Source organism: Saccharothrix hoggarensis (genome assembly GCF_042678885.1).
In the GTDB taxonomy this organism is placed as follows: Bacteria; Actinomycetota; Actinomycetes; order Mycobacteriales; family Pseudonocardiaceae; genus Actinosynnema; species Actinosynnema hoggarensis.
The window spans coordinates 1-19,703 of the sequence record NZ_JBHTLK010000128.1 but is presented as its reverse complement, the minus strand read 5'-3'; the positions used below and the strand labels follow the sequence as shown (position 1 = coordinate 19,703).

At 72.3% G+C, this 19,703-nt stretch carries 18 protein-coding genes; 9 read left to right on the top strand and 9 right to left on the bottom strand.

Annotated features, from left to right (window positions below; all coding sequences use genetic code 11):
- Positions 1–24: 24 nt before the first annotated feature.
- From ACFQ3T_RS22460 to allB, 3 genes are all read right to left on the bottom strand, one after another.
- Positions 25–1,572, bottom strand: coding sequence for an alpha/beta hydrolase (locus ACFQ3T_RS22460; RefSeq protein ID WP_380725516.1), 1,548 nt, complete (start codon positions 1,570–1,572; stop codon positions 25–27).
- 124 nt (positions 1,573–1,696) lie between these two features.
- A complete protein-coding gene (gene alc, locus ACFQ3T_RS22455; protein WP_380725514.1) occupies positions 1,697–2,695 on the bottom strand; it encodes an allantoicase in 999 nt (332 codons plus the stop codon).
- A gap of 34 nt (positions 2,696–2,729) precedes the next feature.
- Entirely contained in the window at positions 2,730–4,022 is a 1,293-nt protein-coding gene (gene allB, locus ACFQ3T_RS22450; RefSeq protein WP_380725512.1) for an allantoinase AllB, read from the bottom strand.
- 256 nt (positions 4,023–4,278) lie between these two features.
- On the opposite strand from allB, the gene uraD reads away from it, so the two are divergent.
- The 3 genes from uraD to pucL are packed head-to-tail and all read left to right on the top strand — an operon-like array spanning position 4,279 to position 5,954.
- Positions 4,279–4,764 (top strand): 2-oxo-4-hydroxy-4-carboxy-5-ureidoimidazoline decarboxylase, encoded by a 486-nt coding sequence (uraD, locus tag ACFQ3T_RS22445; protein ID WP_380725510.1) that lies wholly within the window; start codon positions 4,279–4,281, stop codon positions 4,762–4,764.
- Positions 4,761–5,057: a hydroxyisourate hydrolase gene (locus ACFQ3T_RS22440; protein ID WP_380725508.1), complete on the top strand. Its 297-nt coding sequence runs from the start codon at positions 4,761–4,763 to the stop codon at positions 5,055–5,057. The genes uraD and ACFQ3T_RS22440 overlap by 4 nt, the downstream gene beginning before the upstream one ends.
- A 3-nt stretch (positions 5,058–5,060) precedes the next feature.
- Positions 5,061–5,954 (top strand): factor-independent urate hydroxylase, encoded by an 894-nt coding sequence (gene pucL / locus ACFQ3T_RS22435; protein WP_380725506.1) that lies wholly within the window; start codon positions 5,061–5,063, stop codon positions 5,952–5,954.
- Positions 5,955–6,005: 51 nt separating this feature from the next.
- Here the strand turns inward: pucL and ACFQ3T_RS22430 are convergent, their stop codons facing one another.
- From ACFQ3T_RS22430 to aceB, 3 genes are all read right to left on the bottom strand, one after another.
- Entirely contained in the window at positions 6,006–6,464 is a 459-nt protein-coding gene (locus ACFQ3T_RS22430) for an Imm1 family immunity protein (RefSeq protein ID WP_380725504.1), read from the bottom strand.
- Between the two features lie 75 nt (positions 6,465–6,539).
- Positions 6,540–7,736 carry a DUF6986 family protein gene (locus ACFQ3T_RS22425; protein WP_380725502.1) on the bottom strand — a complete coding sequence of 399 codons (1,197 nt, stop codon included), beginning with the start codon at positions 7,734–7,736 and terminating at the stop codon, positions 6,540–6,542.
- 1 nt (position 7,737) lies between these two features.
- A complete protein-coding gene (gene aceB / locus ACFQ3T_RS22420; RefSeq protein WP_380725500.1) occupies positions 7,738–9,279 on the bottom strand; it encodes a malate synthase A in 1,542 nt (513 codons plus the stop codon).
- An 86-nt stretch (positions 9,280–9,365) separates the two neighbouring features.
- Between aceB and ACFQ3T_RS22415 the strand changes: the two genes are divergently transcribed.
- Entirely contained in the window at positions 9,366–10,121 is a 756-nt protein-coding gene (locus tag ACFQ3T_RS22415) for an IclR family transcriptional regulator (protein ID WP_380725498.1), read from the top strand.
- A 24-nt stretch (positions 10,122–10,145) separates the two neighbouring features.
- Here the strand turns inward: ACFQ3T_RS22415 and ftsY are convergent, their stop codons facing one another.
- Positions 10,146–11,663 (bottom strand): signal recognition particle-docking protein FtsY, encoded by a 1,518-nt coding sequence (gene ftsY, locus ACFQ3T_RS22410; RefSeq protein WP_380725496.1) that lies wholly within the window; start codon positions 11,661–11,663, stop codon positions 10,146–10,148.
- A gap of 114 nt (positions 11,664–11,777) precedes the next feature.
- Between ftsY and ACFQ3T_RS22405 the strand changes: the two genes are divergently transcribed.
- Complete coding sequence (locus ACFQ3T_RS22405) at positions 11,778–12,932, top strand: anhydro-N-acetylmuramic acid kinase (RefSeq protein WP_380725494.1); 1,155 nt, start codon at positions 11,778–11,780, stop codon at positions 12,930–12,932.
- Positions 12,919–14,475, top strand: a complete 1,557-nt coding sequence (locus ACFQ3T_RS22400) for a sodium:solute symporter (RefSeq protein ID WP_380725492.1) — start codon at positions 12,919–12,921, stop codon at positions 14,473–14,475. The genes ACFQ3T_RS22405 and ACFQ3T_RS22400 overlap by 14 nt, the downstream gene beginning before the upstream one ends.
- A gap of 216 nt (positions 14,476–14,691) precedes the next feature.
- Here the strand turns inward: ACFQ3T_RS22400 and ACFQ3T_RS22395 are convergent, their stop codons facing one another.
- Complete coding sequence (locus tag ACFQ3T_RS22395) at positions 14,692–15,624, bottom strand: GNAT family N-acetyltransferase (RefSeq protein ID WP_380725490.1); 933 nt, start codon at positions 15,622–15,624, stop codon at positions 14,692–14,694.
- A 224-nt stretch (positions 15,625–15,848) separates the two neighbouring features.
- On the opposite strand from ACFQ3T_RS22395, the gene ACFQ3T_RS22390 reads away from it, so the two are divergent.
- The 3 genes from ACFQ3T_RS22390 (at position 15,849) to ACFQ3T_RS22380 (ending at position 18,208) form a co-directional block, all read left to right on the top strand.
- Positions 15,849–17,015 (top strand): cytochrome P450, encoded by a 1,167-nt coding sequence (locus tag ACFQ3T_RS22390; RefSeq protein WP_380725488.1) that lies wholly within the window; start codon positions 15,849–15,851, stop codon positions 17,013–17,015.
- Between the two features lie 144 nt (positions 17,016–17,159).
- The gene (locus ACFQ3T_RS22385) at positions 17,160–17,495 is read left to right on the top strand and encodes a hypothetical protein (RefSeq protein ID WP_380725486.1); all 336 of its coding nucleotides are present in this window, start codon (positions 17,160–17,162) and stop codon (positions 17,493–17,495) included.
- Between the two features lie 14 nt (positions 17,496–17,509).
- Positions 17,510–18,208, top strand: a complete 699-nt coding sequence (locus ACFQ3T_RS22380; RefSeq protein ID WP_380725484.1) for a lysophospholipid acyltransferase family protein — start codon at positions 17,510–17,512, stop codon at positions 18,206–18,208.
- A 206-nt stretch (positions 18,209–18,414) separates the two neighbouring features.
- Here ACFQ3T_RS22380 and ACFQ3T_RS22375 read toward each other — a convergent pair.
- Positions 18,415–19,703 (bottom strand): AAA family ATPase (locus ACFQ3T_RS22375; RefSeq protein WP_380725482.1); only part of this gene is annotated, 1,289 nt, incomplete at its 5' end.

Here is a 19,703-nt window from a genome sequence, read left to right as displayed (position 1 = left end):
CGGCCGCCGCGGGACGTGAGCCGGTTACCCCAGCCAGCCCGGGATCGCCGGGACCGGGCCCGGCGACGTCGGCCTGGCGTCCGCGGAGGCGGCCGACAGCGGCGCGGGCTCCACCGCGGCGCACCGGGCGCCGGCGGCCGGGACCTTGAGGTTGATCAGGTACTCGTCCGTCGCGCCGCGGGTGCAGTCGCTGCGGTCGTACACGCCGTGGCCCCAGCCCTCGTAGGTCAGCAGGACGGTGGTGTCGCGGCTCTGCCGGTGCGCGTTGACCGCCCACTCGTACCCGGTGGCCGGGTCGTGCAGCGCGTTCATCATCAGGATCTTCGGCGCGTTGCGGATCTTCAGCCGGTGCTGCGGGTTGTTCACGTCGCCCGGCAGGCCGACGCAGCCCGCCATCGCGTAGTGGCCCAGCGACGAGCCGCGCATGTGCGGCGCGATCCGGTTGGCCTCGGCGACGAGGGCGGAGAACTCCCGGTGGTCGCGGACCCGGATCGCCCAGTCCTGGCAGAACACGGCCGGGAACGGGTTCTGCGCCGTCTCGGCGGCGAAGGCGACCGGCGACGCCGTGCCCGCGCCCAGCTCGACCAGCCACTCCGCCAGCCGCTGCCAGTCGGGGCCGTAGAACGCGCCGAACGCGTTGCCGATGATGTCGGCGGCGGTCACCTTCCGGTCCGGGTCCAGCGGGTCCACGATCTCGCCGCGGTCGGCGCGGGCGAGCAGGTCGTCCCACACCTCCGCCACGTCCCGGCCGTGCAGGGCGCACGACTCGGCGCGGTCGCACCACGCCACGAACTCGCGGAACGAGTCCTCGGCGGCCTCGGCCTCGGTGGCGTTGAACCGCCACGTGCCGAGGCTGTGGTCCATGTTCGAGTCGATCACCATGGCGCGGATGTGGCGGCCGTAGCGCTCGGCGTACTGCTGGCCGATCAGCGTGCCGTAGGAGATGCCGTAGTAGTTGATCTTCTGTTCGCCGAGCGCCCGGCGCAGGGCGTCGACGTCCTGGACGACCGCGCCGGTGTCGGCGTGGTCGAAGATCGGTCCGCTCTGCGCGCGGCAGTCGGCGGCGAGCTCGCGGTTGTACGCGGCGAGGGCGTCGAACTCGCGCTGGTTCGCCGGGTAGACCGACGGCTGCGCGTTCAGCTTCTCGATCGTGCACTTCACCGGTTGGCTGCGCGCGACGCCGCGCGGGTCGAAGCCGATGACGTCGAAGCGCGCCAGCACGTCGGGGCTGAAGTACCGGTCGGCGCCCAGGGCGAAGTCCACGCCGGAGCCGCCGGGCCCGCCGGGGTTGATCACCATGATCCCGACGCGCTTGGCCGGGTCGGTCGCCTTGCGGCGGGCCACGGCGAGGTCGAACCGCTCCCCGCGCGGGTTCGCCCAGTCGATCGGCAGGTTCAGCGTGCCGCACTCCACCTCGGCCAGTTCGGGGCACGGCTTCCAGTCGACGCGCGCCGCGGCCCCCGCCTGCGGCTCGGCCCCCGCCGCCTGCTCGGCCGACGCGAACGACGTGGTCCCCACGGCGAGCGCCACAGCGGTGGCCACACCGCCGAGCGCTCTGATGATCGGTCGCACAGGTTCCTCCCTAGTTCCTGTCACCCAATCGGGTTTCCGCAGGCTTCCAGGGGCGGAGAGCGCGCCACAACCGACTGAAGTCGCACTCGACGTCAGTCCAAGGGTTGACAATCTTGCCGGTTAATCAGCCCAGATCGCGATAGCGCTGGGTGATCACCCTGAGGCCATCCGCAGTCAGGGCGCCGAACAGCCGCAGCCGCGCCATGCCGCCGTCCGGGTAGATGTCGAGCCGCGCGTGGGTGGCCTCGGCGGCGTTCCCGACCCGGAACCGGTGGCGTGTGTCGGGCTGGAGCCGGGTGCGCGGCAGCACGTCGAACTCGGCCCCCGTGCGCGCGTCACGGCCCCGAACGGACGCCCAGCCGGGCGCGTTGCCCTTGAAGTGGCTGGTGTCGAGTTCCGCGAGCCGGATCACGCCCGGCGCGGCCAGCGCCACCTCCACCCAGTCGTTGCCGTCGTCACGGCGGCGCGCCGTCTCCCAGCCCTCGCCCATCACCGCCGCCTGGCCGGGCGCGATGAGGTTGGTCGGCGAGCCGTAGAACATGTCGCTGCACCCGGTGATCGAGGCGCCGTTCTCCAGCGCGGCCAGGTCGAGCGCGTCGGGGACGATCAGGTCCGGGTCGACCACCGGCTCCCCGAACACGCGCAGCCGCGCCACGCCGCCGTCCGGGTAGATGGTCAGCCGGACGTGCGTGTAGCGGCGGTGCGCGGACACGTCGAAGTAGTGCTTCCGGTCGCCGCCGAGCGCCGACCTCGGCACGACGGTCTCCCAGTCGGTCAGCTCCTCGGGGGCCGGGTAGCCCCGGGCGGAGGTCGCCTCGACCGACGCGAACGGCGGGTAGTTGCCCGTGAAGAACGCGGTGTCGACGACGACGCCCCTGATCACGCCCGGCAGGCCGAGCCGCACGATCGCCCGGTCCTCGCCCCGGTCACGCCGCCGACGCGTCTCCCAGCCGTCGTAGACCTGTCCCTTGTGGCCGAACGTGTACGTCCGGTACTCCGGCTCGGGCTTGCGGATCAGGTTCTCGCGCTCGGCGAACAGCTCGTCGTTGGCCCAGACGACGCTGCCGCCGACGGCGCGGCCGGCGAGGTCGGGGAGTCGGGTCCAGTCGGGCGCGTCGGTCATGCGTCTCCTCCGTCTGACGGTCGGGGCCGGGCGGTCAGGGCCGGGCGGTCAGCAGCCGCCCGCGGGGTCGGCCGTCGACCGGCTGCCCGCGCAGCCACGTCTGCCGCACGACACCGGCGAGCGGACGGCCGTGGTACGGCGTGACGGGGTTGCGGTGGTGCAGTGTCGCGCGGTCCACCACGAACGCCTCGTCCGGCGCGAACACGCAGAAGTCGGCGTCCGCGCCGGGTGCGATGCGGCCCTTGGCGTCCAGCCCGACCAGGTCGGCCGGGTTGGCGGCCATCCACCGGACCACGTCGGTCAGCGCGTGCCCGCGTTGCCTGGCCTGCGTCCACACGGCCGGCAGGCCCAGCTGCAGGCTCGCGACGCCGCCCCACGCGGTCGCGAAGTCGCCCCGCTTCAGGTCCGGCGTGCACGGCGAGTGGTCCGTGACGACGAGGTCGATCAGGTCGTCGCGCAACGCGTGCCAGAGCTGCTCGCGGTTGGCCGCCTCGCGGATCGGCGGGCAGCACTTGAACTCGGTGGCCGCGTCGCCGATCTCCTCCGCCACGAACGTCAGGTAGTGCGGGCACGTCTCGGCGGTGAGCCGCAGCCCCAGCTCCTTGGCCGCCTTGACGTGGCGCAGGCCGTGCGCGCTCGACAGGTGCAGGACGTGCAGCCTGGCCTTGGTCTCGTTGGCCAGGTCCACGACCGCGGTGATGGCGTGCGACTCGGCCTCGTGCGGCCGGGAGTCGAGGAAGCCGCGGTAGCCGGGGCCCGGTTCGGTGACGTCGTGCGGGTCCTCGGCGTGCACGATCGTGAGGGCGTCCCTGGGTTGCAGGACGCTCAGCGCGGCCCGCAGCTGGTCCTCGCCGACGTGCGGGAACTCGTCGACGCCCGAGTGGATCAGGAAGCACTTGAAGCCGAACACGCCGGCGTCGTGCAGCTCGGCCAGGTCGTCCAGGTTGTCCGGCACGATGCCGCCCCAGAAGCCGACGTCGACGTGCACCCGGCCGCGGGCCGCCTCCCGCTTGACCTCCAGCGCGGCCGCCGTGGTCGTCGCGGGCACGCTGTTGAGCGGCATGTCGACGATCGTGGTGACGCCGCCGGCCGCCGCCGCCCGCGTGGCGCTGTCGAAGCCCTCCCACTCGCTCCGGCCGGGGTCGTTCACGTGGACGTGCGTGTCGACCAGGCCGGGCAGGAGGACTTCGTCGTCGGCGAGTTCGACGACGGTCTCGGCGTGCAGGTGGTCGGCCACGGCGACGATCCGCCCGTCCTCGACGCCGACGTCGGCGCGGCGTTCACCGTCTGGAGTGACGACTCGGGCCGCTCGGAACACCAGGTCCATGCGCGTCACTCTCCCAGCCGGCCGGCGGCGATGCGACCACCCGAGCGGTGCGGGACCGGTTCCGGTTCGGCTCCCCGTCCGGCGGGGCGTGGGCGACTGCGTCAGCATAACTTCCACATCATGGAGTACGTCTTCCACAACACGAGAGGCCAGGCGCACTCCGGGCGACGGCGCAAGACTGTTGACACGCCTGAGGGGCGCTCGTACCGTCCCTCTGGCGGAAGTGGGATTCCGCGATACAGAAAAGGGAGCCTTAGTGCCCGATCTGGATGGGTTCAACTCCGCGCCTCCGGACCAGCTCCGCCCCCTGCTCACCGAATGCCTGGCGGTGCCGCGCTGGGTCGACGCCGTCCTCGCCGGCCGCCCCTACCCCGACGTGGACGCGCTGCTCGCGGCGTCCGACCGGTTCGCCGACCTGAGCGACGCCGAGGTGCGCGCCGCCATCGGCAGCCACCCGCGCATCGGCGAGAAGGCCCGCGGCGGCGGCGTGTCGGCGAAGTGGTCGGCGGACGAGCAGTCGGGCGTCACGGCGTCGCTCGCCGACCGGCTCCTGGCCGCGAACGCCGCGTACGAGGACCGGTTCGGCCACCTCTACCTGGTGTGCGCGACCGGCCTGACCGGTGAGCAGATGTTGGGCGACCTGACCGCGCGGATGGAGAACCCGCCGGACGTCGAACTCCGCGTGGTGAGCCGGGAACTGGCCAAGATCGCGGCCCTGCGGCTGAGGAAGGTGCTGGCATGACCACCCTCTCCACCCACGTCCTCGACGCCGAGGCGGGACGGCCTCGCGTCGGCGTGCCGGTCCGGCTGGAGAGCGCCGGCGAGGTGCGGGCCGAAGGCGTGACCGACGACGACGGCCGGCTGCGGTTCGCCGAGGACCTGGCGCCCGGCGTGCACCGGCTGGTGTTCGAGGTCGACACGCCGTTCTACCCGGAGATCACCGTCGCGTTCCGCGTCGCGGACGACGGCCCGGGGCACCTGCACGTGCCGATCCTGTTGAGCCCGTTCGCCTTCACGACCTACCGAGGGAGCTGACCGATGGCCATCGTCCTGGGGCCCAACCAGTACGGGAAGGCGGAGAACCGCCTCGTCACGGTGACCCGCGACGGTTCCGTGCACACGATCAAGGACCTCACGGTCAGCACCTCCCTGCGCGGCGACCTGGCGGACACCCACCTGACCGGCGACAACTCCAAGGTCCTGGCCACCGACACGCAGAAGAACACCGTCTACGCCTTCGCCAAGGAGTCCCCGGTCGGCGAGATCGAGGACTTCGCGCTGCGCCTCGGCCGGCACTTCGTCTCGTCGCAGGAGGCCATCACCGGCGCGCGCGTGCTCATCGACCAGCACGCGTGGGAGCGGATCGACGGCCATGATCACTCGTTCGTGCAAGGCAGCAACGAGAAGCGCACGACCGCGGTCACCGTCGAGGGCGACCGCGCGTGGGTCGTGTCGGGCGTGCGGGACCTGGTGGTGCTCAAGTCGACCGGGTCGGAGTTCCACGGCTTCCCGCGCGACCGGTACACCACCCTGAAGGAGACGGACGACCGCATCCTGGCCACGTCGGTGACGGCGCGGTGGCGGTACCAGGGCGTCGGCGGGGCGGACGGCGGGATCGACTGGGCGGAGACCTTCGCCGAGGTTCGCCGGCTGGTGCTGGCCACGTTCGCGGCCACGCACAGCCTGTCGTTGCAGCAGACGTTGTACGCCATGGGCGAGGCCGTGCTGCGGGACCGGCCCGAGGTGGCCGAGGTGCGGCTGTCGATGCCGAACAAGCACCACTTCGCGGTCGACCTGTCCCCGTTCGGGCTGGAGAACGACAACGAGGTGTTCTACGCCGCCGACCGGCCGTACGGGCTCATCGAGGGTTCCGTGCTGCGCGACGACGCCGAGGACGCCGGGTCGGCCTGGCACACCCTGCCCGCGTTCTGACCCGCGCCGTCCGGGGTTGGCTCGCGGCGCGCGGTCGAGCGCGACGCGCGGTCAATCCCGGCGCAGCGCCATCCGCTGCAACCGCCAGGAGTGGAACAGGTCGGCTTCCTCGTACCAGTCGACGCAGGTCGGCCGGCGGGCCGTGGCCAGGAACTCCAGCAGCACGGCGCGGTACGTCGGCAGCGGCAGGCCGACGCCGGGCGGGAAGTCCGTGTACGGCTCGTCCACGTACGGCGCGTCCGGGTCGCCCTTCGGCCAGCCGGTGAACCCGTCGTCCACGTAGTTCAGGTAGCCCCACCGGTCGCGGACGGCGAGCACCAGGTTGTGGTCGCTCTCCCCCTCCGCGTCCGTGCCGCGGCCGAAGTGCTCCAGCATGCCGTCGTTGCAGTCGGGCCGCGCCAGGGCGGCGATGAGCACGTCCACGTCCGCCGCGCACGCCACCACCTGGTAGCGGAACTCGGCCCGCTCCAGGTCCGGCAGCCCGGTCCACAACCCGGCCCGCATGGTCATGGACACACCCTGGCCGGTCCGGTGGCGTTCGGCCTTTCGCCGGATCGAGGACCACCCGATCCAGCGACACCGCGGTTACTCCCTCCTCGCCAAGGCCTGGAGGTCGGTCACGCTGAGTCCCGTGGCGCGGCGGACCTCGTCCTCCTCCAGCGCGCCGCAGTCGAGTGCCCGGAGGAACGACGTGGACAGGGCCTGGGCGGTGGCGGGCTCGTCCAGCACCGACCCGCCGGCCCGCTCGACGTACGCCTTCAGCCGGCGCGCGTCCGCGTCCACCCCTTCGAGGTAGAACGCGTGCACGGCCGCGTACCTCGTCACGAGTTGGGCCGGGTGCAGGTCCCAGCCCTGGTAGAAGCCGTGCGCCAACGACCGGCGGACCAGCCCGTAGTGCGTGCGCCAGCCCTCGTGGACGTTCTCGCCGACCGGCAGCACGTTGGTCGAGCCGTCGGACAGCGCGACACCCGTGCCGGCCCCCGACACCTGCATGACGTTGCGGGCGAAGTCGCACGCGCCGTGCGCCAGGTGCTGGTGCGCCGCGCCGAGACCGCAGCCCGCCGTGTAGTCGTAGGTGCCGAAGTGCAGCCCGGTGACCCGGCCGCGACCGGCCTCGATGAACTGCGGGAGCGCCAGCCTGCCCCGCGGGTCCACGATCGACCGGGTCGTCTCCACCTGGATCTCGAACCTCAGCGGCAGCCCGAACAGGTCCAGCACGTCGCCGAGCACCTCGACCTGGGCCACCGACGTGACCTTGGGGAAGGTGATCACGAACGCCTCGGGCGCCTCGCCGAGCGCGGTGAGGAACACGTCCAGCGTCCGGATGCCCCGGTCGCGCGACGACCTCGTGTCGAACGACTTCATCCGCAGCCCGAACCGCGGCGGCGCCGCGCCGTCCCGCAGCCAGTCCCGCACCACGAGGGCGGTGCGCTCGGCGTCCGCGTCCTCCTCGGCGTCGGAGCGGACGCCGTAGCCGTCCTCGAAGTCGATCCGCAGGTCCTCCACCGGTTCGGCGGCCAGCTTGGCGCGCACGCGGCCGTCCACGACCCGGGCGACGTCCGGCGCGAGGCCGAGCACGTCGGCCAGCCCGTCCGGGGCGTGGTCGTCCAGTGCCGCAAGCGCTTGCGCGCCCCAGTCGCCCACGGTCGCCGGGCCGACGCGGTCGGCCGGCACGTAGCAGGTGTGCACCGGCTGCCTGCCCGCCGGCGCGCGGTCCTCCACCTCGGACAGCCGGGCGGTGGCCGCCCGCACGGCCTCCGGCGACAGCGACGTCCGCGGCACGTCAGCCGATCCGCTCGTACGCGGGCAGGGTCAGGAAGTCCACGAACTCGTCGGACAGCGCGACCCGCTCGAACAGCTCCACGGCCAGGTCCAGGTGCCCGCCGTCGAGGTCGTCGAGGTCGTCCTTCACGCGGGCCAGCACGTCGCGCACGAGGTCGGCGGTGACCGGCGTGCCGTCGTCCAGCACGACGCCGTTGTGCACCCACTGCCACAGCTGGGAGCGGGAGATCTCGGCGGTGGCGGCGTCCTCCATCAGGTTGTGGATGGCCGCCGCGCCGTTGCCGCCGAGCCACGACACCAGGTAGCGCACGCCGACGTCGACGGCAGACTCCACGCCCGCGCGCGTCGCGCCGCCGCCCGCGGACTTGAAGTCCAGCAACTGCTCCGCGGTGACGGACACCTCCGGCCGCAGCTCGTCCAGCTGGTTGGGCTTGTCCCCGAGCTCCTGGCCGAAGATCTCCGCGCACACCGGCACGAGGTCCGGGTGCGCCACCCAGGAGCCGTCGAAGCCGTCGCCCGCCTCGCGCCGCTTGTCGTCGCGCACCTTCGCCAGCGCGCGCTCGGTGACCTCCGGGTCGCGCCGGTTCGGGATGAACGCGGCCATGCCGCCCATCGCGAACGCGCCCCGCTTGTGGCACGTGCGCACGAGCAGTTCGGTGTAGGCGCGCATGAACGGCACGGTCATCGTGATGCTGTTGCGGTCCGGCAGCACGAAGTCCGGCCCGGCGTCGCGGAAGTACTTGATGATGCTGAACAGGTAGTCCCAGCGGCCCGCGTTCAGGCCGGACGCGTGGTCGCGCAGCTCGTAGAGGATCTCCTCCATCTCGAACGCGGCGGGGATCGTCTCGATCAGGACGGTGGCGCGGATCGTGCCATGCGGGACGCCGAGCCGTTCCTGCGCGGCGGTGAACACGTCGTTCCACAGCCGGGCTTCGAGGTGGCTCTCCATCTTCGGCAGGTAGTAGTACGGCTTGCCCAGCTCGGCGTTGTGGAAGAAGTGCAGGCCGAAGTCGACCAGCGCGCCCACGGCCGGCTCACCGTCGACCTCGACGTGCCGCTCGGGCAGGTGCCAGCCGCGCGGCCGGACCACGATCGTCGGGCGCGCCACGTCGTCGCGCAGGGTGTAGCGCTTGCCCTCCGGTGACGTGTGGTCGATCGTGCCGCGGGCCGCGTCGTAGAGGTTGACCTGGCCGGAGACGACGTTGTGCCAGTGCGGGGTGTTGGCGTCCTCCAAGTCGGCCAGCCACACCTTCGCGCCGGAGTTGAGCGCGTTGATGGTCATCTTGCGCTCGGTCGGGCCGGTGATCTCGACCCGCCGGTCGCGCAGCGGCTCGGGCGCCTCGGCGACCTTCCAGTCACCGTCGCGCACCGCCCGCGTCTCGGGCAGGAACCCGAGCGGACGGCGTCGCGCGCGGCGGGCGACCAGCTCGTCACGGGTGGCGGCGAAGTCGCGGTGCAGTCCGGCGACGAACTCCAGCGCGTCCGGCGTGAGGATCTCGTCCCCGCGCTCCACTTCGCCCCCGAGGACGCGAACACCGGACATGGAAGCCCACCTCGATTCCGAGTCGGTTTCTACTTCGCGGACTATAGTTTTCGCAACGCGGAACGGCAACGAAGGAGTGATCTCCCGTGGCAGGAGAGTCCACCGGCGGCGTGCAATCGCTCCGACGCGCCTTCGACCTGCTGGAACGCCTGGCCGACGCGGGCGGCGAGGCCAGCCTGTCCGAGCTGGCCGCCGCCTCCGGGCTCCCGCTCCCGACGATCCACCGCCTCATCCGCACCCTCGTCACGCTGGGGTACGTGCGGCAGAACAGCAACCGCCGGTACACGCTCGGGTCGCGGTTGATCCGGCTCGGCGAGAGCGCGTCGCGGCAGTTCGGCACGTGGGCGCGGCCGTTCCTGGCGCAGCTGGTCGACCAGGTGGAGGAGACCGCGAACCTGGCCGTGCTCGACGGCGACGAGGTGGTGTACGTGGCGCAGGTGCCGTCACGGCACTCGATGCGGATGTTCACCGAGGTCGGCCGCCGGCTCCTGCCGCACGGCACCGGCGTCGGCAAGGCAATGCTGTCGCAGCTGCCGCGCGACGACGTGCGGGCGCTGCTGGGGCGGACCGGCCTGCCCGCGTACACGCCGAACACGATCACCGACCCGGAGGAGCTGCTGGCGTCGCTGGACCGGATCGCCGCGCAGGGCTACGCGCTGGACGAGAGCGAGCAGGAGCTGGGCGTGCGGTGCATCGCCGTGCCGCTGCACGGCGCGCCGACGTTGGCCGCGGTGTCGGTGTCGGGGCCGGACAGCCGGCTGACCAAGGACGCGGTGGCGCGCATCCTGCCCGAGGTGCTGGCCATCGCGAAGCGGTTGTCCGACCAGGCGGGACGCGCCTGACCTCGGCGCGTCCCGACGCGGGCGTCAGCCCAGCAGTGCCTCGACGAAGGCCGCCGGCTCGAACGGGGCCAGGTGGTCGGCGCCCTCGCCCAGGCCCACCAGCTTCACCGGCACGCCCAGCTCGCGCTGCACCTGGAACACGATGCCGCCCTTGGCCGTGCCGTCGAGCTTGGTCAGCACGATGCCGGTCACGTCGACGACCTCGGCGAACACGCGGGCCTGGGTCAGGCCGTTCTGGCCGGTGGTGGCGTCGAGGACGAGCAGCACCTCGTCCACCTCGGCCTGCTTCTCCACCACGCGCTTGACCTTGCCCAGCTCGTCCATCAGGCCGGTCTTGGTGTGCAGGCGGCCCGCGGTGTCGATCAGCACGGTGTCCACGCCCGCGTTCACGCCCTGCTTGACCGCCTCGAACGCCACCGAGGCCGGGTCCGCGCCCTCGGCGCCGCGGATGGTCGTCGCGCCCACGCGCGAGCCCCACGTCTCCAGCTGGTCGGCGGCGGCGGCGCGGAACGTGTCCGCCGCGCCCAGCAGCACGGTGCGGCCGTCGGCGACCAGGACGCGGGCCAGCTTGCCGGTGGTGGTGGTCTTGCCGACGCCGTTGACGCCGACGACCAGCACGACCGCGGGCTTGACGCCGTCGCCGCCCACCGCGTGCGGCAGGGCGTTCACGGCGCGGTTCATCTCCGGGTGCAGGGCGTCGACCAGCACGTCCCGCAGCAGCGCGCGGGCGTCGTCCGCCGTGCGCACGCCGCGCGACACGATCTGCTCCCGCAGCGCGGTGACGATCTGGTCGGTGATCGCCGCGCCCAGGTCGGCCATCAGGAGCGTGTCCTCGATGTCGGTCCACGAGTCCTCGTCCAGGTCGCCCGCGCCCAGCAGGCCGAGCAGTCCCTGGCCGAACGTGGACCGGGACCGCGAGAGCCGGCCGCGCAGCCGTTCCAACCGGCCGGAGGTGGGCTCGATCTCCTCGATCTCGGACGCCGCGTCGGGCAGCGCCACGTCGACGAACCCGCGCTTGACCGAGTCGCGCGGCACGGCGGCGTCATCGCCGACACCGGGCTGGCCGTCGACCTCGGTGCGGTCGGCCACGGGGTGCTCGACCGGCTCGATCGTCTCCACGACCTCGGACCGGCCGGCGGGCTCGCCGGGCTTGACCGGCTCGACGACGACCTCGCCCGGCGCCCGTTCGACCGGCCCCGCCTCCTCGACCGGCCTCACCTTGTCGACGGGCCCGGCCTTGTCGGCGGGCCTCACCTTGTCGGCGGGCCTGGCCTTGTCGGCGGGCCTCTCGGCGGGACGGACCTTCTCGGTGGGCTTGGCGCGCTCGACGGGCTCGCGTTCGGCGGGTGGGGCCTTGGGCGGCGCGGGCGCGTTGAACGTGATCGCGCCACCGGCCTGGTAGCCGCCCTTCGCGGGCTGGTCCGGCTCGCGCTCGGTGAGGCTGATCCGCCGGCGTCGCGCCAGCACGACGCCCGTCACGAGGGCGACCGCGAGCAGTGCCGCGACGACGACGATGATCCAGATCAGGGACGTTGTGGACACCGGCCAATCCTCGCACGGCCGTGTATGTTGACGATCGACGAACCATATTGATTTCCGGCAACTTTCCCACCGAGACTCTTGCGCCTGCGGGCCGTGTGGAATAGACCACAGGGCGTGAAGGTGATCGGGCTCATATCCGGCACGTCGATGGACGCCATCGACGTGGCCGTCGCCGACCTGTTCCTGGACGGACCGACGGTCGTGCTGACCCCTCTGGAGCACGCCGAGCACCCCTTCCCCGCGGCCTTGCGCGAGGCGCCCACCAGCGCCGCCGACCTCTGCGTGCTCGACACCCGGCTCGGCCAGGCGTTCGCCGAGGTCGCCGCCCGGTACCAGGGCGACCTCGTGTCGTCGCTCGGGCAGACCGTGCACCACTGGGTCGAGGACGGCCGCTGCCTGGGCACGCTCCAGCTCGGCCAGCCCGCGTGGATAGCCGAAGTCACCGGGCTGCCGGTGGTGTCGGACCTCAGGGTCCGGGACGTCGCCGCGGGCGGGCACGGCGCGCCGCTGGCGAGCACCCTGGACGCCCTGTGGCTGGCCGGTTTCGGCTCTCCGGCCACGGCGCTCAACATCGGCGGCATCGCCAACATCACCAAGGTTTCGCCCGAAGGTGTGATCGCCTACGACACCGGGCCGGGCAACGCGCTCATGGACGCGGCGATGACCGTGCTGTCCGGAGGGCGGCGCACGCAGGACACCGACGGCGAGTTCGCCCGCCGCGGCCACGTGCACGCCGAACTCCTCGACCGCCTGCTCGCCGACCCGTACTACGACCTGCCCGCGCCGAAGTCGACCGGCAAGGAGCACTTCAACCGCGCCTACCTCGACCGGTTCACCGCGGGCCTGACCCTGTCCGCCGAGGACTTCCTCGCCACGCTCACCGAGTTGACCGCCCGGACCATCGCCGCCGAGTGCGAGGGCACGGTGATCGGTTCGGGCGGCGGCATGCGCAACCCCGTGCTGGTCGAGTCGTTGGGCCGACACGTGGACCTGCGCACGAGCGACGAGCTGGGCCTGCCCGCGGCGGCCAAGGAGGCCTACCTCGCCGCGCTGCTGGGTTTCCTGACGTGGCACGGACTGCCCGCCAACGTGCCGTCCGCCACCGGCGCCGCCGGTCCGCGGCCGCTGGGGTCGATCACCCCCGGCCGCTACCCGCTGCGCCTGCCCGAGCCCGCGATCACGGCGGTGACCGGACTGAGAGTCAGCCGCCAGGAGCGGCCGTCTGGCCAAGGGTGCCAGGAAGATGGAGGAGACCATGCGCGCACTTGATGTCGGCATCATCGTGCTGTTCCTGGTGGGCATGCCGCTGCTGGGCGTGTGGATCGCCGGGCGGCAGCGCTCCGCCACCGACTACTTCGTCAGCGAGCGCCGCATCTCGTGGTGGGTCGTCTGCGTGTCGGTGGTGTCGGCGGAGACGTCGACGTTGACCGTGCTGAGCGTGCCGACAGTCGCCTACCTGGGCACGACGACGTTCCTGTCGCTGGCGATCGGCTACCTGCTCGGCCGGATCGTCGTGTCGTTCGTGCTGCTGCCCAAGTACATCGCGGGCGAGCTGATCACCGCGTACGGGTTCCTCGGCAAGCGGTTCGGGCCGGGCATCCAGGGCACGGCGTCGATGACGTTCCTCGTCACCCGGCTGCTCGCGGACGGCCTGCGGCTGTTCGCCACCGCCATCCCGATCAAGGTCGTGCTCGTCGCGTACGGCGTGAACGCCTCGTACTGGGCGATCGTGGCGGTGCTCGGCCTGGCGATGGTCGTCTACAGCTTCCTCGGCGGCGTGCGGGCCGTGGTGTGGGTCGACGCCATCCAGATGCTCTGGTACGTCGTCGGCGCGATCGTCGTGATCATGGTCCTGAACGGCCGCCTTCCCGACGGCTGGTTCGGCGCCGCGGCCGACGCGGGCAAGTTCCAGGTCCTCGACTTCTCCGCCAGCCCGCTCACCTCGGCGTACGCGATCCCCACCGCGTTCATCGGCGGCGCGGTGCTGTCCATGGCCTCGCACGGCGCGGACCAGCTGATCGTGCAGCGGCTCATGGCCACCAAGGACGTGCGCGCGGCGCAGAAGGCGCTGATCGCCAGCGGCGTGGTGGTGTTCCTCCAGTTCGCGCTGTTCCTGTTCATCGGCGTGATGCTGTGGGCGTTCTACAAGGCGGCCCACCCGGTCAAGGACCTCAAGCTCAACAACAACGACGAGCTGTTCGCCAACTTCATCGTCAACGACATGCCGTCGGGCCTGTCCGGGTTCGTGATCGCGGGCATCCTCGCGGCGGCGCTGTCGTCGTCGCTGGGCGCGCTGGCGTCCTCCACCGTGACGGACGTGGTGCAGCGGGTCGTGAAGCGGCCGATGACCGAGGCCGAGGTGTTCAAGCAGGGCCGCATCTGGACCGTGGTGTGGGCCGGCCTCCTGATCGTGTGCGCCGGGATGTTCGCCACGCTGACGCGGCGCGGCAACCCGATCGTGGAGCAGGGCCTGTCGATCGCCGGGTTCACGTACGGCGCGCTGCTGGGCGCGTTCCTGCTGGGCCTGCTGTTCCGCAAGGCGCGGCAGTCCGACGCGATCGTGGCGTTCGCGGTGACGGTGGTCGTGATGGCGTTCGTGATCCTGGGCGTGAAGTTCGTCGGCCCCGACGCCCAGCTGGAGATCAACTTCTCGGCGGCGGCCCCGGCGCAGAAGGTCTTCGCGCTGGCGTACCCGTGGTACACGGTGCTCGGCGTGATCGTGACGCTGGTCGTCGGCGGCCTGATGTCGTTGCGGCACAAGGGGTACCAGCCGCCGGAGACGGAGGAGGCGGTGTCCGCCAAGGCCTCGTGACGGTGTGACGGTGTGAGGCGCAGGCGGCCTGAGCGGTCTACCCGACGTTCAGGCCGCTCGGCGGGTGAGGCGACGGCACGGGGTCAGGGCGGCATCGGTCGGGACGGCTCGGGCCGGGACGGCACGGGTCGGGGCGGCACGGGTCGGGGCGGCACGGTCAGGACGGCTCGGGTAGGGGCGGCACGGGTCGGGGACGGCACGGTCAGGGCGGCACGGTCAGGCGGCTTGGGCGCGATAGGCGACGAGTTCCAGGTGCAGGCGGAAGCCCAGCCGGTCGAACAGCCGCTGCGACGACCGGTTGCCGGCCAGGATCGCGGCGGCGGCCTGCGGTCGGGCGCCGGACTTCTCGGCCAACTTCCACACCAGCTCGGTGACCAGCGCGCCGCCGACGCCCTGCCCGCGCACGTCCGGTTCCACGGCCACGAAGTCCAGGTAGAACTCGCTCGGCTCGGCCTTGCCCGAGGCGTAGCCGAGCACCCGGTCGCCGTCCATCGCGACCACCACGGTGTGGGACCGGCTGCCGTCCACGAGCTTGCGCCCGGACAGGTAGGTCTTCGGGAAGCACCGCTCGTGCAGCACGGCCACGGCCTCGTGCACGGCCGCGTCGGTCGGCAGCACGCGCATCTCGCGGGCCGGACCGGTGCGCGGGCAGCTCGCCTCGCGCAGCATCAGGCCGCGCAGGCCCTCGCCGTCGAGGACGTGGATGCCGCACGGGCGGGCGGCCGAGAAGCCGTGCCGCTCGGCGAACGCGGCCAGCCGCCGGTGCCCGGTGTGGCCGAGCAGCTCCCGGTCGGCGACGCCGTCGAGCAGCGGCGCGACCCGCGCGTACAGGGCGTCCGCGGTCTGGTCCCAGATCCGGCTGCCCGCCGGGTGGTTGACCGGCACGTCCACGAACGGTCCGTGCAGGTAGGCGCGGCCGGTGTCGGTGTCCAGCTCGACGGTGAGCGCGCCACGCACCCACCCCGAGTCGTCGGTGGCGACGACGGTGCACGCGGACCAGTCCGGCTCGAACTCGGCCAGCTCGGCGGAGACGTCGCCGAGCGTCTCACCGAGGTAGCCGATGTGGTGCGCGTCGTCGGCCTGCAGGCGCAGGATCAGCGCGAGCACGGCGTCCAGGTCGTCCTGGGCGGCGGGACGGATGTCGTACATGTCTGGAATGGTCGCCCGCGAGTCGGGCGAACGCGAGGGAGTTTTCGACGCCGGGATCGCGGGACGTGACGGACGTCGCGCGGCGGCGCCCGGACGTCCTCGACGGCGTGCGATCCGACCGCCGGCCGCGACCCTGCGCCGGACGGCGGCGTCGCGCTCGGTGCCTGCCGACGCGCACCGGATGGCGCCGGCACAACGCTCCCGCGCCTCCTAGCGTCGGGGGCATGACGGACGACGTCCTCGACATCCCCTTCGCCGACGCCTTCGCGTTCGACCCCTCGCCCACGTGGGCGCGGCTGCGCGAGGAGGCGCCGGCGGTTCGGGTCCGAACCCTCGCGGGCGCCGTCGTGTGGCTGGTGACCCGCTACGACGACGTGAAGCTGGTGCTGGCGGACCCGCGGTTCTCCCGGGCCGGCGTGGTGGCCGAGGGCGCGCCGCGGGTCGGGGTGTCCCGGCCGCTGCCCGGCACCCTGCCGACCACCGACCCGCCCGAGCACACCCGGCTGCGCAAGCTCGTGTCCGGCGCGTTCTCGCACCGGCGGATCGAGCGGACCCGTCCGTGGGTGCGAGAGCTGTGCGAGGAGCTGGCGGACGACGTCGTGGACGGCGCGGACCTGCGGCGGGTGTACGCGCTGCCGCTGCCGCTCCAGGTCATCTGCACGCTGCTCGGCGTGCCGTACGGGGACCGCGAGCGGTTCCGGGAGTGGGTCGAGCTGGCCTACAGCATGGAGATGTCGGAGCAGTCGCGCGTCGAGGCGGCGATGGCGAGCCTGGTCGCGTACATGGGCGAGCTGGTCGCGGCGAAACGGCGGGAGGCCCGGTCCGACGACCTGCTCGACGAGCTGTGCGCGACGCCGCTGACGCACGACGAGCTGGTCGCGTTCGCACTGAACCTGCTGGTCGCGGGGCACGAGACGTCGGCGAACCAGATCACCGGCTTCGTCGCGACCCTGCTGCGCGACCGGTCGGCGTGGGAACGGCTGGTGGCCGACCCGTCGCTGGTGCCGAGCGCCGTGGAGGAGCTGATGCGGTTCACGCGGCTCAGCGACGTGGGGCAGCTGCGGGTGGCGCTGGAGGACGTGCCGGTCGCCGGTGTGGTGATCCGCGCGGGTGAGGGCGTGATGGCGTCGATCGGCTCGGCGAACCGCGACCCGCGCGCGTTCCCGCACCCGGACCGGCTCGACCTGGGCCGCACCCCCAACCCGCACCTGGCGCTCGGCGTCGGCCCGCACTTCTGCCTCGGCGCCCAGCTGGCCCGGATCGAGCTGCGGGAGGCGCTGACCGTGCTGCTGGAGCGGTTCCCGGGGCTGCGGGCGGCCCGACCCGTCGAGGAGCTGGCCTGGCGGCGGGTGCTGGTCAGCGGTCTCGCCGAGCTGCCGGTGCGCGTCTGACCCGTTCCGGCCGGTCACGACCGGTTCCGATCGGCGTCAACCGGTGTTCGGCGGGTGTTTGGTCCGCGTCTGGTTCGGGCGACACGACGTCACGGGTGACGGACATCTATTGCCGCGCGTTTCGCGGTGGGGAACCCTGGACCCGTGAGCGAGGAAACGATCCAACTCGAACTCAACGACAGCGGGGTGGCGGTAGACCTACCGATGCCTGCCAACCAGCGGGACCAGGTGCAGGAGGTCCCCTACCGGCCGGTGGAGTTCCGCGACGACGACCTGCCCAACGCCATGGAGCGCGCGGCCACGTGGCTGAGGCAGACCCAGGACTGGCTCGGCGAGCCGGTCGACGTCATCGCGGTGCACCTCGACTACGACGACACCAAGGGCTCGCCCTACTACGCCCTCAAGTTGCTCTGCAACGAGGAGGACTTGGCGGGCGTGCCCCGGGTGGTGCGTGAGCACGAGGGCACTACTCACGAGTAACGTACGCTGAGGACATGCCAGATCGCGTGTACCCGCCGGTGATCGCCGCGGCCAAGCTGATGTTCCGCGTGCTCGACCTGCGGATCACCGTGGAAGGCGCGGAACACGTGCCGACCACCGGCGGGGCCGTGCTGGCCTCCAACCACGTCTCCTACCTCGATTTCATCTTCGCCGGCTACGGCGCGCAGCCCGCGCGCAGGCTGGTCCGGTTCATGGCCAAGCACGAGGTGTTCCGCCACCGCGTGTCCGGCCCGCTCATGCGCGGGATGCGCCACATCCCGGTGGACCGGGCCGCCGGCCAGGCGTCCTACCAGCAGGCGTTGGACGCGCTGCGGGCCGGCGAGGTCGTCGGGATCTTCCCGGAGGCCACGATCAGCCGGTCGTTCACCGTCAAGGAGGTGAAGAGCGGCGCGGTGCGCCTCGCGGCCGAGGCCGGCGTGCCGCTCCTGCCGACCGCCGTGTGGGGCACCCAGCGGCTGTGGACGAAGGGCAGGCCGAAGTCCCTGACCCAGCGCCACGTGCCGGTGACGATCGTCATCGGCGAGCCGATGGAGCCGACCACGGACGCCGCGCTGCGCGAGCGGATGCAGGCGTTGCTGGACGACGCGCAGGCCCGGTACCCGGAGTCGGGCGAGGGCCAGTGGTGGCAGCCGGCCCACCTGGGCGGCACCGCGCCCACGCCGGAAGAGGCGAAGCGCCTCGACGACCGATAGTCCGACCGAGAACCGAATCAGGGGTCCCCGCCAGAGGGACCCCTGATTTCATTCTGCCGGCGACCGCCGACGATTCGGGTTGCTGAAGCTTCACCTGTGGACAACTCGGAAGCCGGCACCTCCGCTGTGGACAACTCCGCGGTGGATGCCTCAGGAGCCGACTGCTCCGCTGTGGACGACGCGGGGGGCGACTACTCGGCCGTGAGCTACTCGGCGGTGGAGGACTCGGCGGTGGACGACTCGTCGCCGCGTGCCGGGTCAGGCTCGGACGTCGGCTCGGGTTCCGAGATCCGCTCAGACCCGGAAACCTGCTCGGGCTCGGAGGCCGGCCCAGCCTCAGCCGCCGGCGCGAGATCATCGGCGGATTCCGACGCGACGGCAGCGACGGCGGCGACAGCAGCGGCGGGCTTGGCGCGCTTCGGCTTGTCCTCACCGCGCAGCCGTTGCGAGATCACCTGGCTGATGCCGTCACCGCGCATCGACACGCCGTACAGCGCGTCGGCGATCTCCATCGTCGGCTTCTGGTGCGTGATGATCAACAGCTGCGAGTGCTCCCGCAGCTGCTCGAACAAGCCGATCAACCGGTGCAGGTTGGTGTCGTCCAGCGCCGCCTCGACCTCGTCCATGACGTAGAACGGCGACGGCCGGGCGCGGAAGATCGCGACCAGCATCGCCACCGCCGCCAGCGACTTCTCGCCACCGGACAGCAGCGACAGCCGCTTGACCTTCTTGCCGGGCGGCCGGGCTTCCAGCTCGATGCCGGTGGTCAGCATGTCGTCCGGCTCGGTCAGCACCAGCCGTCCCTCGCCGCCGGGGAACAGGACCTTGAACACGACCTCGAACTCGCGGGCCACGTCCTCGTAGGCCGACGTGAAGACCTCGAGGATCTTGTCGTCGACCTCCTTCACCACGGTCAGCAGGTCGCGCCGCGTCGCCTTGATGTCCTCCAGCTGGTTGGACAGGAACTTGTAGCGCTCCTCCAGCGCCGCGAACTCCTCCAGCGCCAACGGGTTGACCTTGCCCAGCAGCGACAGGTCCCGCTCGGCGCGCTTGGCGCGCCGCGCCTGGGTGTCCCGGTCGTACGGGATCGGCTGCGGCGGCGTCACGGCCTCGCCGCGCTCCTTCGCCGCCTCGTACTCGGCGACCTCCTGCGGCGACGGCGGGATGAACACGTCCGGGCCGTACTCGGCGACCAGGTCCTCCAGGCCGATGCCGAACTCCTCGGCGACCTTGGTCTCCAGCTGCTCGATGCGCATCCGCTGCTCGGCCCGCAGCACCTCGTCGCGGTGCACGGCGTCGGTCAGCTTCTCCAGCTCGCCGGACATCTCGCGGACCAGGCCCCGGACCTGCGCCAGGTACGTCTCGCGCTGCGCCTTGCGCTCCTGCGCGGCGTCCCGCTCGCGTGCCGCGCGGGCCAGGGACGCGCCGATCCGCTCCAGCGCGACCTCGCCGCCCCGCACCACGGCCTTCGCGACGACGGCGCCGCGGGCACGGG

What these genes read in the sequence shown, in the direction of transcription:
- alc (WP_380725514.1), bottom strand. Translation starts at nt 2,695, where the DNA reads ATGACCGACGCGCCCGACTGGACCCGACTCCCCGACCTCGCCGGCCGC.
- allB (WP_380725512.1), bottom strand. Translation starts at nt 4,022, where the DNA reads ATGGACCTGGTGTTCCGAGCGGCCCGAGTCGTCACTCCAGACGGTGAA.
- ACFQ3T_RS22440 (WP_380725508.1), top strand. Translation starts at nt 4,761, where the DNA reads ATGACCACCCTCTCCACCCACGTCCTCGACGCCGAGGCGGGACGGCCT.
- pucL (WP_380725506.1), top strand. Translation starts at nt 5,061, where the DNA reads ATGGCCATCGTCCTGGGGCCCAACCAGTACGGGAAGGCGGAGAACCGC.
- ACFQ3T_RS22430 (WP_380725504.1), bottom strand. Translation starts at nt 6,464, where the DNA reads ATGACCATGCGGGCCGGGTTGTGGACCGGGCTGCCGGACCTGGAGCGG.
- aceB (WP_380725500.1), bottom strand. Translation starts at nt 9,279, where the DNA reads ATGTCCGGTGTTCGCGTCCTCGGGGGCGAAGTGGAGCGCGGGGACGAG.
- ACFQ3T_RS22400 (WP_380725492.1), top strand. Translation starts at nt 12,919, where the DNA reads ATGCGCGCACTTGATGTCGGCATCATCGTGCTGTTCCTGGTGGGCATG.
- ACFQ3T_RS22395 (WP_380725490.1), bottom strand. Translation starts at nt 15,624, where the DNA reads ATGTACGACATCCGTCCCGCCGCCCAGGACGACCTGGACGCCGTGCTC.
- ACFQ3T_RS22390 (WP_380725488.1), top strand. Translation starts at nt 15,849, where the DNA reads ATGACGGACGACGTCCTCGACATCCCCTTCGCCGACGCCTTCGCGTTC.
- ACFQ3T_RS22380 (WP_380725484.1), top strand. Translation starts at nt 17,510, where the DNA reads ATGCCAGATCGCGTGTACCCGCCGGTGATCGCCGCGGCCAAGCTGATG.